This is a genomic window from Streptomyces sp. NPDC001843, from assembly GCF_042891955.1.
In the GTDB taxonomy this organism is placed as follows: Bacteria; Actinomycetota; Actinomycetes; order Streptomycetales; family Streptomycetaceae; genus Streptomyces.
Map to the genome: position 1 here is coordinate 94,370 of NZ_JBIATQ010000015.1, position 13,775 is coordinate 108,144.

Sequence of the window (13,775 nt, forward strand, 5' to 3'; positions counted from 1 at the left end):
GGCCGCGCGGTTCGCGCGGCCGGCGCTCACACCCCGTACCCCCGTCGTGTGCGGTGGCCTTAACCCCCGGTGATCAACAGAGCGACGCGCTCGTAATCAGCACTTCGTACGGTCGCCGGGTACGACAGGCCGATCAGCACACGACAGGGGGGCGCCCGTGGCCGCGCCGGACTCGGGGACCGACGGCATCGACAGGGTGCGGACGGTCTGCTCGTACTGCGGTGTGGGCTGCGGCATGGTTCTCGACATCGGCAGGGGCCCGGACGGGCGCCGTACGGTCCTGAAGGCGTCCGGCGACAAGCGACACCCCGCGAACTTCGGCCGGCTGTGCACCAAGGGCGCCACCACGGCCGACATGCTCGCCGCCCCCGGGCGACTGACCACGGCGCTGATCCGGCCCGAGCGCGGCGAGGAGCCGGTGCCGGCCCCGCTGGACGCGGCGGTCGCGGAGACGGCGCGGCGGCTGCGGGCGATCGTCGACGAGCACGGGCCCGACGCGGTCGCCCTCTACGTGTCGGGACAGATGAGCCTCGAGGCCCAGTACCTCGCCAACAAACTGGCCAAGGGGTTCATCCGCACCAACCAGATCGAGTCCAATTCCCGGCTGTGCATGGCGAGCGCGGGCACCGGCTACAAACTGTCGCTCGGCGCGGACGGCCCACCCGGCTCCTACCAGGACCTCGACCGCGCGGACGTGTTCCTGGTCATCGGCTCCAACATGGCCGACTGCCACCCCGTCCTCTTCCTGCGCATGATGGAACGGGTGAAGTCGGCCGGCGCCAAGCTCATCGTCGTCGACCCGCGCCGCACCGCCACCGCCGCGAAGGCCGACCTGTTCCTGCAGATCAGGCCGGGCACCGACCTCGCGCTGCTCAACGGCCTGCTGCACCTGCTGCACGTCGGCGGGCACACCGACCCCGACTTCATCGCCGCCCACACCGAGGGCTGGGAGGCGATGCCCGGCTTCCTCGCCGACTACCCGCCAACCGCCGTCGCCGAGCTCACCGGCCTCGCCGAGGACGACATCCGCGAGGCGGCCCGGCTGATCGGCGAGGCGGGGGAGTGGACCAGCTGCTGGACGATGGGCCTCAACCAGTCCACCCACGGCACCTGGAACACCAACGCCCTGGTCAACCTGCACCTCGCCACCGGAAAGATCTGCCGCCCGGGCAGCGGCCCCTTCTCCCTCACCGGCCAGCCCAACGCCATGGGCGGCCGGGAGATGGGCTACATGGGCCCCGGCCTGCCCGGTCAGCGGTCCGTCCTCTCCGACACCGACCGCGCCTTCGCGGAGGAGCTGTGGGAGCTGCCCCCGGGCACCGTCCGCGCGGACGGCGTCGGCCGGGGCACCGTCGAGATGTTCCAGAAGATGGCCGACGGCGACATCAAGGCGTGCTGGATCATCTGCACCAACCCGGTCGCGTCCGTCGCCAACCGCCGCACCGTCATCGAGGGCCTGGAGACCGCCGAGTTCGTCGTCACCCAGGACGTCTTCACCGACACGGAGACGAACGCGTACGCCGACGTCGTCCTGCCCGGAGCCCTGTGGACGGAGACCGAGGGCGTCCTCGTCAACAGCGAACGCAATCTCACCCTGGCCCGGCCCGCCGTCGACCCGCCCGGAGAGGCCACCGCCGACTGGCGGATCATCGCCGCCGTAGCCCGGGCCATGGGCTACGAACACGGCTTCTCCTACGACAGCGCCGAGCAGGTCTTCGAGGAGATCAAACGGGCCCACAACCCGGTTACCGGCTACGACTTGCGCGGTGTCAGTTACGAGCGGCTGCGTGACACCCCCGTCCAGTGGCCCGCCCCGACCCCGGAAGGCCCCGACCGCAACCCCGTCCGGTACGTGAACGAGGACGGCGGCCTCACCTTCCCCACCGCCACCGGTCGTGCCGTCTTCCACGCCCGCCCGCACCTGCCGCCCGCCGAGATGCCGGACGACGACTATCCGTTCGTGCTCAACACGGGCCGGGTCCAGCACCAGTGGCACACCCTCACCAAGACGGCGAAGGTGCCCAAGCTGAACAAGCTCGACCCCGGTCCCTTCGTCGAGGTGCACCCCGAGGACGCAGCCGCCCTGGGCGTCGCCGAGGGCGACTCCGTCGAGGTCGCCTCCCGGCGCGGGCGTGCCGTACTGCCCGCGGTCGTCACCGACCGGGTGCGGCCCGGCTGCTGCTTCGCGCCCTTCCACTGGAACGACCTCTTCGGTGAGTACCTCAGCGTCAACGCGGTCACGAACGACGCCGTCGATCCGCTGTCCTTCCAGCCCGAGTTCAAGGTGTGCGCGGTGTCGCTGGCCAAGGTGGCGGCGCCGGTGAGCGTGCGTCCGCCGCGCGCGGAGACACCGGCCGTCGTGATGCCGCCCGCGGTACAGCCGTCCGCCGCCGCGGTCTTCGGGCTCGACCCCGCCCCGCCGCCCGTCCTCACCGACCGCGAACGCCAGTACCTGGTCGGTTTCCTCGCCGGCATCCCCGCCGGCGCCCCCGGCGTTCCCGTGCTGCCCCCGGACGCCCCGTTCAGCCCCGAGCACGCCCTGTGGGTCAACGGCACACTCGCCGGTATGTACTCGCGGGTCACCGCCACCACCCCGCAGGCGGAGCCGCCCGCCGCCGGCCGCCGTGTCGTGATCCTCTGGGCCTCGCAGACCGGCAACGCCGAGGAGTTCGCCGCCGCCACCGCCGACCGCCTCACCTCCGGCGGGCACGCCGCCTCCCTCGTCGCCATGGACCAGGCCGACCTCACCACGCTGCCGTCCGACGCCGATCTGCTGCTGATCACCAGCACCTTCGGTGACGGCGACGCTCCCGACAACGGAGCCGGCTTCTGGGACACCCTGGCCGCGCCCGACGCCGGACGCCTGGAGGGCCGGCGCTACGCGGTACTGGCCTTCGGCGACTCCTCCTACGACGACTTCTGCGGGCACGGCCGCCGGCTGGACCGGCGCCTGGACGAACTGGGCGCGGTCCGCCTGGCCCCGCGCACCGACTGCGAACCCGACTACGAGTCCGCCGCCCAGGTGTGGCTCGACCAGGTGCTCACCGTCCTGCAGGACTCTGCGGCGCCCCCGCCCCCGGTCGCCGTGCCCGTCAGGAAGAAGCCCGCCCCGGTCACCGCCCGCCTGACCGGCAACCGGCTGCTCAGCCTGCCCGGCGCGGGCAAGGAGGTCCGCCGCTTCACCTTCGACACCCGCGACAGCGAGCAGCCCGTGGTGTACGAGGCGGGCGACGCCCTGGGCGTACGGCCCCTCAACTCACCCGGACTCGTGGCGGAGTGGCTCGCCGTCACCGGTCTGGACGCGGAGGCGGTGGTACGGGTCGACGGCGCGGGCGAGGTGCCCCTCGGCGAGGCCTTCCTGTGCCACCTCGACATCACCCGCGTCGGCACCGACCTGCTGCGCTTCGTCGCCGAGCGGGCCCGCGACCCGCGCGGGCTGCGCAAGCTGCTGCGCCCGGACAACAAGGGCGAGCTGGCGAAGTGGTCCTGGGGCCGGCAGGCGGTGGACGTCGTCACCGAGTTCGGCATCCGCGCCGACGCGCAGAGCTGGGCCGACGTGCTGGGCCGGCTGCGGCCGCGCCTGTACTCCATCTCCTCCAGCCCGCTGACCGACCCCCACCTGGTGTCGCTGACGGTGTCCGTCGTCCGCTACGAGAACCTGTACGGCCGCGCCCGCCAAGGCGTCTGCTCCCCCTTCCTCGCCGACGCCGAACCCGGCACCCCGGTACCCGTCCACGTCCAGCGCTCGCCGCACTTCCGCCCGCCCGCGGACCCCGCCACCCCCATGGTGATGGTCGGGCCCGGTACCGGCGTGGCCCCCTTCCTGGGCTTTCTCCAGGAGCGCCGGGCCCGCGGCCACCGGGCGCCCAACTGGCTGTTCTTCGGCGAACAGCACCGGGCCACCGACTTCTACTACGAGGAGGAACTGACCGCCTTCCTCGCCGAGGGCACCCTCACCCGCCTCGACACCGCCTTCTCCCGCGACCAGCGCGCCAAGGTCTACGTCCAGACCCGGATGCGCGAACACGGCCCACTGCTGTGGTCCTGGCTCCAGGACGGCGCGCACCTCTACGTCTGCGGCGACGCCTCCCGCATGGCCAAGGACGTCGACCGCGCCCTGAAGGACATCGCCATGGTCCACGGCGCACTGACCGAGGACGAGGCGACGGCGTACGTCAAGCAACTCACCGCCGACAAGCGGTACGTGCGCGACGTCTACTGAGCCCTCATGAGCTGGTCTCCGCCAGCTGCCGCAGGGTCAGGGCCAGTTGCAGCCGGAACCTGCCCTGCGGGGTGCGTACCGGCCAGCCCAGCAGGTGTTCGGCGTGGGTGAGACGGTCCTGGAGCGTGGAGTGGTGCACGTTGACCTCGGCGGCGGCCGCCCGCAGGCTCGCCGTCGACGCGACGGCCTGGAGTGTGCGCAGCATCCAGGGGGCGTCCGCGGCGGCGGCCTCGACCGCCCGTACGTCGGCTGGCGGCTCGGCATCCGGCCCGACCAGCTCGGCGAGCAGCGCCACACCGCCCAGCTCCTCGGCCCATACGACGCGCTGCCCTGGTTCCCGTGCGCTGGTGAACCGCAGCGCGGTACGGGCGGCGGCCCATGACCGGGGGAGCTCCGGCACCGGCACGGCCGGGCCGACGCCCATCCGCCCCGCGGACGGCTCGACGTCCCCGGGCACCGGGACGATCCGGGGCGGTCCGTCGGCCGGTGCGACGACCCGGGCCCGTGCGGCCGGGTCGGCGGTGTCGAGGCCGAGGCGGCGGGCCGCGTGCAGCCGTATCTGCTCGGCGGCGTCGGCGTCCAGGACGGTCTCCACCAGCGCCGGATCGTCGTACCGGGTGGCGGGGGCTCGGCCCCGGGTACGGTCCAGGACCGCCCGCACGGCCGCCGCGGCCCGCTCCAGCACCACCGCGTCCACCACGCTCGGCTCGGCCGCCACCCGCTCCAGCCACAGCGCCGGCGGCCCTCCCGGCACCAGCGGAGCGGACAGCCAGCCCGGGTCCGGCGCCCCCGGCACGTCCGCGCGCCGCCCGTCGGGCTCCACCCGCAGTCCGACCCGCCGCTCCTCGTCGACCAGTCGCGTGGGACACCCGGCCAGCACGGCGGCACCACGCACCAGCGCCTCCAGTCCGGCCCGGCTCTCGACCAGCCGGTCGAAGTAGGCGATGACCTGGACGGCGGCCCCGGCATCGGGATCAAGCGCGGCCAGGCGCCCGGCCAGTTCCTTCATGTCCCCATGGTGCGGCACGCGCCGGGTTCGGTCAGCCCCCGGTGTGCGGACCGCACCGGACGCCTCACTCCGCCAGCAGCCTGCGCAGCCACTCCAGCTGGGCCGCGCGGGCCGCCTGGGAGAGGGCCGCCTGGGGGGCGAAGCCGTCGAAGCCGTGAAAGCCGCCGGGCCAGACGTGGAGTTCGGCGACGCCGCCGCAGCTCCAGATCCGTGAGGCGTAGGCGACGACCTCGTCGCGGAAGGTCTCCGCGGAGCCGACGTCGAGGAAGGCGGGAGGCAGCCCGGAGAGGTCGGTGGCGCGGGCGGGGGCGGCGTACGGGGACACGTCGGGGCCGCCCCTGCTCTCACCCAGGAGGGCGCCCCAGCCGGTCTCGTTCGCCGTGCGGTCCCATATGCCGAGGCCGGCCATCTGATGGCTGGAGACGGTGTCGTTGCGGTCGTCGAGCATGGGGCACATCAGCATCTGTCCGAGGGGGCGGGGGCCACCGCGGTCCCTCAAAAGCAGGGCCAGCGCCGCGGTGAGGCCGCCGCCCGCGCTGGCTCCGGCGAGCACGATCCGCTCGGGGTCGCCGCCGATCTCCTTGGCGTTCTCCGCGGTCCACAGCAGACCCGCGTGGACGTCGTCGACCGGCGCGGGGTGCGGGTGCTCGGGCGCGAGCCGGTACTCCACCGACACCACGACCGCGCCCAGTTCCCGGGCCCAGGCCAGCGGCCCCTCCACGCCGACCCTGTTGTTGCCGAGGATCATGCCGCCGCCGTGCACGTGGTAGATCACCGGCAGCGGGCCGGTGGCCGCCGGGGAGGCGGGGCGGCAGATCAGCAGGGAGACGTCGGGCGCCCCCTCGGGGCCCGGTACGGCACGGTCCTCCACGTCGAACACCCCGCCCAGGGTGAGGTCGAGATCGGCGAGCATCTCGATCCCCGGGCCCTGACGGACGGTGTCGATCTCCTCCGGGGTGAGCCCCGGAGAGATCACATCCCTGATCATCTCCAGGGCGGCGGCGAGTTCCGGGTCGAACGGGGGCGGGGGCGGGGTCGACGGCACGGCTTCTCCTCACACGGGGTGCTGCGGCTCGTTCGGTCATCATCGGCGCGCCGCTCACGGCGAGGAGGCCGCCGTTCGGCGGAACCTGCCCGCCGTACGGCGGGTGGCCCGGTCGACGCCCCCTCTTCCCGGACCACCCCGCGGCCTTGACTTGGAGAGCGCTCGAAGCCCCAGCGTCTCACCGCGACGACGGATCCGCCGACGCCGGTCCGAGTGAACGGAGAAGTACATGCGGGTGGGCGTGCACATCAATCGCTTCGATCACTCCGGGGGAGGGCCCGCGCTCGGCGCCGAACCGGCCGCCGCCGGAGCCGCCGCCGAGGCGGCCGGCATCAGCCGGCTCTCGGTCATGGACCACTCACGCTTCCCGATTGCTGTAGCCCTGCTGCATGAGCCGGGAGTATGCCGCGCGCTCCCGGCTCAGCTTTCTGGGCCCTTGAGGGGTCCGGTCCCGCCGGATTTCGAAGTCCATCGCCACCCCTGAACTGGGGTGTTGCGACAACCACTAGAACCCACGTACGGCTTCCGGCCCCTCAGGGGTGCAGCGACCGGGATCAGGCGGCCGCGCCCACGTTGCCGTGCAGACGCGCGACGACCTCGGTGAGCTGGGCGGCGACCTCCGAGTCGTCGACCGGGTGGGTCTCGGCGAAGCGGGTCACGGAGCCGGGGATGGACAGCTTGATGTCCTCGACCACCTTGCCGCCGGCGATACCCACGGCCTTGCGGGCCTCGTCCTGCGCCCACACGCCGCCGTACTGGCCGAAGGCGGTGCCGACCACGGCGACGGGCTTGCCGCCGAAGGCGCCCGCGCCGTACGGGCGGGACAGCCAGTCGATGGCGTTCTTCAGCACGGCCGTGATCGTGCCGTTGTACTCGGGGGAGAAGAGCAGGAACGCGTCGGCGGCCCCGGCGGCCTCACGCAGCTTGGCGGCGGCGGCCGGGACGCTGCCCTCGACGTCGAGGTCCTCGTTGTAGAAGGGGATGTCGGCCAGACCCTCGTACAGGTCGACCTCGGCACCCTCCGGAGCCAGCTTGACGGCGGCCTCGGCGAGCTGGCGGTTGTGCGAACCGGCGCGAAGGCTGCCGACGAGCGCAAGGATGCGAACAGACATTGCGGTACTCCAGGGGTGGGGCTGAAACAGCGTCGTTACGATCCGGACCGAGGTCCGTTTAGTTTTCTACCACTCTAAGCGGACCACGGTCCAGTTTTCTTCCGGATGCTTTACGCTGTCTTCATGTCCAGCGCTCCGCCGCCCTTCCCGAAGCTCCAGGAGTCCCTCGACGAGCCCCGGTTGCTGCAGGTCGGTTCCGCCGCCGACGAGCCCTGCCTGCGCGCCGACGCCGCCCGCAACCGCGCCAAGCTGCTCCAGGCCGCGGCCCGGCTGATCGCGGAGCACGGCGTCGCCGGGGTCACGATGGAGGCGGTGGCCGCGGCGGCCCAGGTGGGCAAGGGCACGGTCTTCCGCCGTTTCGGCGACCGCACCGGGCTGCTGCTGGCACTGCTGGACCACTCGGCCGGACAGCTGCAGGCCGATTTCCTCGGCGGGCCGCCGCCGCTGGGCCCCGGTGCGCCGCCGCTCGAGCGGCTGAGGGCGTTCGGTGTGGCGGTGATCCGTCACTCGGCCGAGCGACTGGATCTGCAGTTGGCCGCCCAGCCGGAACCGACCCGCCGGTTCTCCCACCCTGCGGTCCGGGCCCTGCGCGCGCACGTCATGGTGCTGCTGCGGCAGATCCTGCCGGACGCGGACTGCGAGCTGCTCTCCCTGACCCTGATGGCGTATCTCGACCCGGCGCTGATCAGTCATCTGACCAGGCAGTGCGAGATGCCCATGGAACGCCTGGAAGCCGGCTGGACCGACCTCGTCGACCGCGTGACGGGTGCCGCCTCATCCCGCTGACCGCCCAGGTTCGTCCAACCATGAACCACATTCCCCCGCCCGTCGCGCGCCCTGGGGCTTCTGCCAAGATGCGGTACGTCATGGTGCAGAAACCCAACTCGCCCTCGCCCGGGTCGCCCGCACCGCGCTCCGTTCCCACGAGTGCCGATGTGGCCCGCCTGGCCGGCGTCTCGCGCGCGACCGTCTCCTACGTCCTGAACAACACCAGCGCCGTACGGATCAGCGAGCCGACGCGCCGCCGCGTCCGCCAGGCCGCGAAGGAGCTGGGCTACGTGCCCCACGCGGCGGCCCGCAGTCTGCGCGCCGGACACAGCCGCATGGTTCTGATGCCGGCCCCGGCCGTGCCCGTGGGTCCGCTCTACAGCCAGTTCATCAGCGAACTCCAGTGGGCCCTCGGCCGTCTCGACTACACGGTCGTGCAGTACGGCAGCGTCGGGCTGCACGGTGACGAGGCCGTCCGGGCCTGGGCCGAACTGCGGCCCGTCGCCGTCCTGGTGCCCGGCGCCGGCCTCGGCCCCGAGGGGGTCGCCGTCCTCAAGCGGGCCGGTGCCCGCGCGGTGGTCACCCTCGGACCTGAGCGGGTCGAGGGCGCCCATGCGCTGCTGATGGACCACACGGGCGTCGGCCACTGCGCCGGCCGCCACCTCCATGCCCGTGGCCGGCGCCGCGTCGGCGTCGTCGTCCCCGAGGAACCCGGCCTGGAGGTCTTCTCCCGGCCCCGGCTGGAGGGCGTACGACGGGCCCTCAGCGACACGGATGCCACGGTCACCGGGCTCCCGCTCGCCCATGACGAGCAGGCCGCCGCGCAACTTGCCAAGAAGTGGCGGGAGTTGGGGCTCGACGCGGTGTTCGCGTACAATGACGAGTACGCGATGCTGCTGATGCGCGCCCTGCAGGACGAAGGCGTCCGGATCCCCGAGGACACGGCCGTGATCGGCGCCGACGACCTGATGCTCGGCCGGCTGCTGCGGCCCCGGCTCAGCACGGTCCACGTCGAGCTGCCCTCCGGCCGCGACCTCGCCGAACTGGTCGACCGCGCGGTGCGCGACCCCTCCGCCGCGCCCGAGACCCACAAGGTGCTCGGGGCGTCCGTGGTGCAGCGGGACTCCAGCTGATCTTTCGGCCCCAAGGCGCGTGTTCCGCCTTCCGGTTGCCTAGGATGTTGCTCGCTCAACCAAATGCACTTCCGGCGAACGGAGAGCCGCCATGCCGTTGCTCGACCCGAAGACTTGGCAGTCCCGCACCTCCCGCCCCCTGACCGGACCCCAGCACGCCGTCACCGAGCCCGCCACCGGCGACTCCCTCGCCACCGTCACCCTCGCCGCTCCCGCGGACGTCCAGGCGGCCGCACGGGTGGCCGGCGCCGCCCAGCGGGAATGGGCCCGCGTCCCCCACTTCGTCCGCGCGCAGGTGCTGCGCAAGGCAGGTGACCTGTTCACCGCGCACGCGGACGAGCTGCGCGAGTGGATCGTCCGCGAGTCCGGCTCCATACCCGGCAAGGCGGACTTCGAGCTCCATGTCGCCGCCCAGGAGTGCTACGAGGCCGCCGCCCTCGCCTCCCGTCCCGCCGGACAGGTCCTGCCCAGCGAGGCGCCCCGGCTGTCGTACACCCGCCGGGTCCCGGCCGGGGTCGTCGGCGTGATCTCCCCCTTCAACGCCCCGCTGATCCTCTCCATACGCTCCGTCGCCCCGGCGCTCGCCCTGGGCAACGCGGTCGTGCTCAAGCCGGATCCGCGCACCGCGGTCTGCGGCGGTCTCGCCCTCGCGGCCGTCCTCGCCGAGGCGGGCCTGCCCGAGGATCTGCTGCATGTACTGCCGGGCGGGGCCGAGGTCGGCGCCGCCCTCGTCGAGGACCCGCGTGTGCCGGTGATCTCCTTCACCGGGTCGACCGCGGCCGGCCGCGCGGTCGGCGAGGCGGCCGGCCGTCACCTCAAGCGCGCGCACCTGGAACTGGGCGGCAACTCCGCCCTGGTCGTGCTGGAGGACGCCGACCTCGACGCGGTGATCTCCACGGCCGCCTGGGGCTCCTTCTTCCACCAGGGGCAGATCTGCATGACGACCGGCCGCCACCTGGTGCACGCCTCCCTCTACGAGGAGTACGTCGAACGGCTCGCCGCCAAGGCCGACTCCCTCGCGGTCGGCGACCCGCACCGCGATCAGGTGCACCTCGGCCCGGTCATCGACGAGGGCCAGCTCGCCAAGATCCACGGCCTGGTGGAGACGAGCACCGCCCGCGGCGCGAAACTCGCCGCGGGCGGTGTCCACGACCGGCTCTTCTACCGGCCGACCGTCCTGTCCGGCGTCGACGACGACACCCCCGCGTACGCCGAGGAGGTGTTCGGTCCCGTCGCGCCCGTACGCTCCTTCCGGACCGCCGACGAGGCGGCCGCCCTGGCGGCCGACAGCCCGTACGGGCTCTCCCTGGGCATCGTCACCCGGGACACCGCCCGGGGCCTGGACCTGGCCGAGCGGATCCCGACCGGCATCGTGCACATCAACGACCAGACGGTCAACGACGAAGCCGTGGCCCCCTTCGGCGGGATCGCCGCCTCCGGCACCGGTGCCCGCTTCGGCGGCGAGGCCAACCTGGAGGCCTTCACCGAGGTGCGCTGGACGACGGTGCGCGGGGACGTGGCGGCGTACCCCTTCTAGGGATGTTCCGAAATCAGCCCGGGGCTACTCGCCCTGGGCCTCACCCTGCTGGGCGGCGATGCTCTTGCGGACCTCGTCCATGTCCAGATTGCGGGCCTGCCCGATGACGTCCGTCAGGGCGGACTCGGGCAGCGCGCCCGGCTGGGCGAACACGGCGACCTGGTCACGGACGATCATCAGGGTCGGAATCGACTGGATGCCGAAGGCCTGGGCCAGTTCAGGCTGGGCCTCGGTGTCCACCTTGCCGAAGACCAGGTCGGGGTTCTCCTCGGCCGCCTTCTCGTACACGGGCGCGAACTGACGGCACGGCCCGCACCAGGACGCCCAGAAGTCGATCAGGACGAACTCGTTGTCCGTGACCGTCTGGTCGAAGTTCTCCTTGGTGAGCTCCACGGTGCTGCTCATGCGTCTACCTCTTCCTCGACATGGGGGGCGAAGCCGTGGGCAAAACACGGCCCTCTGAGTACATATTCCGGCCGCCTACCCATGTGGCCCCCCGGCACACCACCGACCAGACTGTGCCCATGACGGAAACGGAATCCATCCCTTACGACGTCGTGGTGCTCGGTGCCGGCCCGGTGGGGGAGAACGTCGCCGACCGCACCCGGGCGGCGGGGCTGACCACCGCGGTCGTGGAGAGCGAGCTGGTCGGCGGCGAGTGCTCCTACTGGGCGTGCATGCCCAGCAAGGCCCTGCTGCGCCCGGTGATCGCCCACGCCGACGCCCGCCGCCTGCCCGGCCTGAGCCAGGCCGTACAGGGGCCGCTCGACGCCGCCGCCGTGCTCGCCCGGCGGGACGAGTACACCTCGCACTGGAAGGACGACGGCCAGGTCGGCTGGCTGGACGGCATCGGCGCCGACCTCTACCGGGGCCACGGCAGGCTCGCCGGGCCCCGCACGGTCACCGTGACCGGTCCCGACGGCGGGCTCACGACCCTCACCGCCCGGCACGCCGTCGCCGTGTGCACCGGCACCCGTGCCGGACTGCCGGACCTGCCCGGGCTCGCCGAGGTGAAGCCGTGGACCAGCCGGGAGGCCACCAGCGGGAAGTCCGCGCCGGGCCGGCTGATCGTGGTCGGCGGCGGTGTCGTCGCCACCGAGATGGCCACCGCCTGGCAGGCCCTCGGCTCGCGGGTCACCGTACTGGTCCGCGGCAAGGGCCTGCTGTCCCGCATGGAGCCGTTCGCCGGTGAACTGGTCGCTGAGTCGCTCGGCCAGGCGGGCGTCAACGTCCGCACCGGCACCTCCGTGGAGTCGGTGACCCGGGAGAACGGCACCGTCGTGGCGGTCACCGACTCCGGCGACCGCATCGAGGCCGACGAGATCCTCTTCGCCACCGGCCGCGCTCCGCGCACCGACGACATCGGCCTCGACACCGTCGGACTGGAGCCGGGCTCCTGGCTGGACGTCGACGACAGCCTGCGGGTGAACGGCAGCGACTGGCTGTACGCCGTGGGCGACGTCAACCACCGCGCCCTCCTCACCCACCAGGGCAAGTACCAGGCCCGCATCGCCGGCGCCGCCATCGCCGCCCGTGCCTCCGGCGGGACCGTCCCGGACTCCGAACCCTGGGGCGCCCACGCCGCCACCGCCGACCACCACGCCGTACCGCAGGTCGTCTTCACCGACCCCGAGGCCGCCGCGGTCGGCCTCTCCCTCGCCGAGGCGGAGCAGGCCGGGCACCGGGTCCGGGCCGTCGACGTCGAGTTCTCCTCGGTCGCCGGGGCGGGTCTGTACGGCGACGGCTACCGCGGTCGCGCCCGCATGGTCGTCGACCTCGAGGCCGAGATCCTGCGCGGCGTCACCTTCGTAGGCCCGGGCGTCGGCGAACTCATCCATTCGGCCACCATCGCGGTCGCCGGCCAGGTCCCGGTCAGCCGCCTGTGGCACGCGGTCCCGTCCTACCCGACGCTCAGCGAGGTGTGGCTGCGGTTGCTGGAGGCGTACCGGGGCTGAGCTCACCCGAGCGGGGCGGCGCGGGTGTGGGCCTCAGGTGTCTCGCCCCGCCGCCCCTGCCCTTCCCGTCCCCAGGGGCTCCGCCCCTTCGACCCCGCCGGGGACTGCCGCCCCCAGGCCCCCGCTTCGGACTGGACGGCCTCGTCCTCAAACGCCGGACGGGCTGAGAGATGCCGGGCGGGCTGAGAGGAGAGCCGCGCCTTCCGATCCGGCGCGCACGGGTGGTGGGTGGGCACAGGCCGGGGATCTGGGGGCGGAGCCCCAGCGGCCTGGACGGTCTAGGGCAGCTCGAACCCCAACTCCCGCGCGGCCCGCTCGGGCGTCGGCTCGCTCCAGCGGTTCGCCATCGACTCGTTCGACGACAGAGACCGCAGCTCCGCCCGGTCCAGATACAGCGTGCCGTCGAGATGGTCCGTCTCGTGCTGCACGATCCGCGCGGGCCAGCCCGTGAAGACCTCGTCGAGCACCCGCCCGTGCTCGTCCTCCCCCCGCAGCCGCACCTCGGCGTGCCGGGCCACCACCGCCTGCCAGCCCGGCACGCTCAGACAGCCCTCGAAGAACCCGGCCCGGCCGCTGCCAACGCCCTCGTACGAGGGATTGACCAGCACCCGGAACGGCTGCGGCACCCGGCCACGGGCCAGCCGGATCTCCTCCGGCACCGGCGCCGGGTCCTCGATGACCGCGATCCGCAGCCCCACCCCGACCTGCGGTGCGGCGAGCCCCACCCCCGGGGCCGCCCGCATGGTCAGGCGCAGCGCCCGGACGAAGCGTTCCAGCAGCGCGGGCCCCAACTGGCCCTCGAACGGCTCGGCGCGGCGCCGCAGCACCGGGTCGCCGGCGGCCACGATCGGCAACGGGCCGTCGGTGGCCAGGAGTTCCTCGACCTGCTCGGCAAGGGACGTACGACCGGAGGGAGATGCCATCACGTCAGGATCGCACGCCCACCGCCCGGCCCGCGTGACGCACGCCACTGCGGATGCGGGGAACCCGCCCG

Annotated in this window: 10 protein-coding genes and 1 pseudogene; 6 read left to right on the top strand and 5 right to left on the bottom strand. The window is 73.1% G+C overall.

Annotated elements, in window-relative coordinates; genetic code table 11:
• The first annotated feature begins 235 nt into the window (after positions 1 to 235).
• Positions 236 to 4,222: a molybdopterin-dependent oxidoreductase gene (locus ACFYZQ_RS32305; RefSeq protein WP_389155672.1), complete on the top strand. Its 3,987-nt coding sequence runs from the start codon at positions 236 to 238 to the stop codon at positions 4,220 to 4,222.
• A 4-nt stretch (positions 4,223 to 4,226) separates the two neighbouring features.
• On the opposite strand, the gene ACFYZQ_RS32310 is transcribed toward ACFYZQ_RS32305, so the two are convergent.
• Complete coding sequence (locus ACFYZQ_RS32310; protein WP_389155489.1) at positions 4,227 to 5,231, bottom strand: helix-turn-helix domain-containing protein; 1,005 nt, start codon at positions 5,229 to 5,231, stop codon at positions 4,227 to 4,229.
• 64 nt (positions 5,232 to 5,295) lie between these two features.
• Positions 5,296 to 6,219, bottom strand: a complete 924-nt coding sequence (locus tag ACFYZQ_RS32315) for an alpha/beta hydrolase (RefSeq protein ID WP_389155675.1) — start codon at positions 6,217 to 6,219, stop codon at positions 5,296 to 5,298.
• 286 nt (positions 6,220 to 6,505) lie between these two features.
• Between ACFYZQ_RS32315 and ACFYZQ_RS32320 the strand changes: the two are divergent.
• Positions 6,506 to 6,634: pseudogene (locus ACFYZQ_RS32320) on the top strand (LLM class F420-dependent oxidoreductase); the annotation flags it as partial.
• Between the two features lie 196 nt (positions 6,635 to 6,830).
• Here ACFYZQ_RS32320 and ACFYZQ_RS32325 read toward each other — a convergent pair.
• Positions 6,831 to 7,388 carry an NAD(P)H-dependent oxidoreductase gene (locus ACFYZQ_RS32325; RefSeq protein WP_389155492.1) on the bottom strand — a complete coding sequence of 186 codons (558 nt, stop codon included), beginning with the start codon at positions 7,386 to 7,388 and terminating at the stop codon, positions 6,831 to 6,833.
• 105 nt (positions 7,389 to 7,493) lie between these two features.
• Here ACFYZQ_RS32325 and ACFYZQ_RS32330 point away from each other — a divergent pair, with 105 nt between their 5' ends.
• The 3 genes from ACFYZQ_RS32330 to ACFYZQ_RS32340 all read left to right on the top strand — a co-directional run bounded on the left by ACFYZQ_RS32330 (position 7,494) and on the right by ACFYZQ_RS32340 (position 10,826).
• Positions 7,494 to 8,174, top strand: coding sequence for a TetR/AcrR family transcriptional regulator (locus ACFYZQ_RS32330; RefSeq protein WP_389155495.1), 681 nt, complete (start codon positions 7,494 to 7,496; stop codon positions 8,172 to 8,174).
• An 80-nt stretch (positions 8,175 to 8,254) separates the two neighbouring features.
• Positions 8,255 to 9,289 carry a LacI family DNA-binding transcriptional regulator gene (locus tag ACFYZQ_RS32335; RefSeq protein WP_389155497.1) on the top strand — a complete coding sequence of 345 codons (1,035 nt, stop codon included), beginning with the start codon at positions 8,255 to 8,257 and terminating at the stop codon, positions 9,287 to 9,289.
• A 91-nt stretch (positions 9,290 to 9,380) separates the two neighbouring features.
• On the top strand, positions 9,381 to 10,826 hold the full coding sequence (locus ACFYZQ_RS32340) for an aldehyde dehydrogenase family protein (RefSeq protein WP_389155500.1): 1,446 nt from the start codon (positions 9,381 to 9,383) through the stop codon (positions 10,824 to 10,826).
• A 24-nt stretch (positions 10,827 to 10,850) separates the two neighbouring features.
• Here ACFYZQ_RS32340 and trxA read toward each other — a convergent pair whose 3' ends face one another.
• Positions 10,851 to 11,231 carry a thioredoxin gene (gene trxA / locus ACFYZQ_RS32345; protein ID WP_388794032.1) on the bottom strand — a complete coding sequence of 127 codons (381 nt, stop codon included), beginning with the start codon at positions 11,229 to 11,231 and terminating at the stop codon, positions 10,851 to 10,853.
• A 119-nt stretch (positions 11,232 to 11,350) separates the two neighbouring features.
• Here trxA and ACFYZQ_RS32350 point away from each other — a divergent pair, with 119 nt between their 5' ends.
• Positions 11,351 to 12,781: a dihydrolipoyl dehydrogenase family protein gene (locus ACFYZQ_RS32350; protein ID WP_389155502.1), complete on the top strand. Its 1,431-nt coding sequence runs from the start codon at positions 11,351 to 11,353 to the stop codon at positions 12,779 to 12,781.
• 278 nt (positions 12,782 to 13,059) lie between these two features.
• Here the strand turns inward: ACFYZQ_RS32350 and ACFYZQ_RS32355 are convergent, their stop codons facing one another.
• Positions 13,060 to 13,704 carry a peptide deformylase gene (locus ACFYZQ_RS32355; protein WP_389155504.1) on the bottom strand — a complete coding sequence of 215 codons (645 nt, stop codon included), beginning with the start codon at positions 13,702 to 13,704 and terminating at the stop codon, positions 13,060 to 13,062.
• Positions 13,705 to 13,775 lie beyond the last annotated feature (71 nt).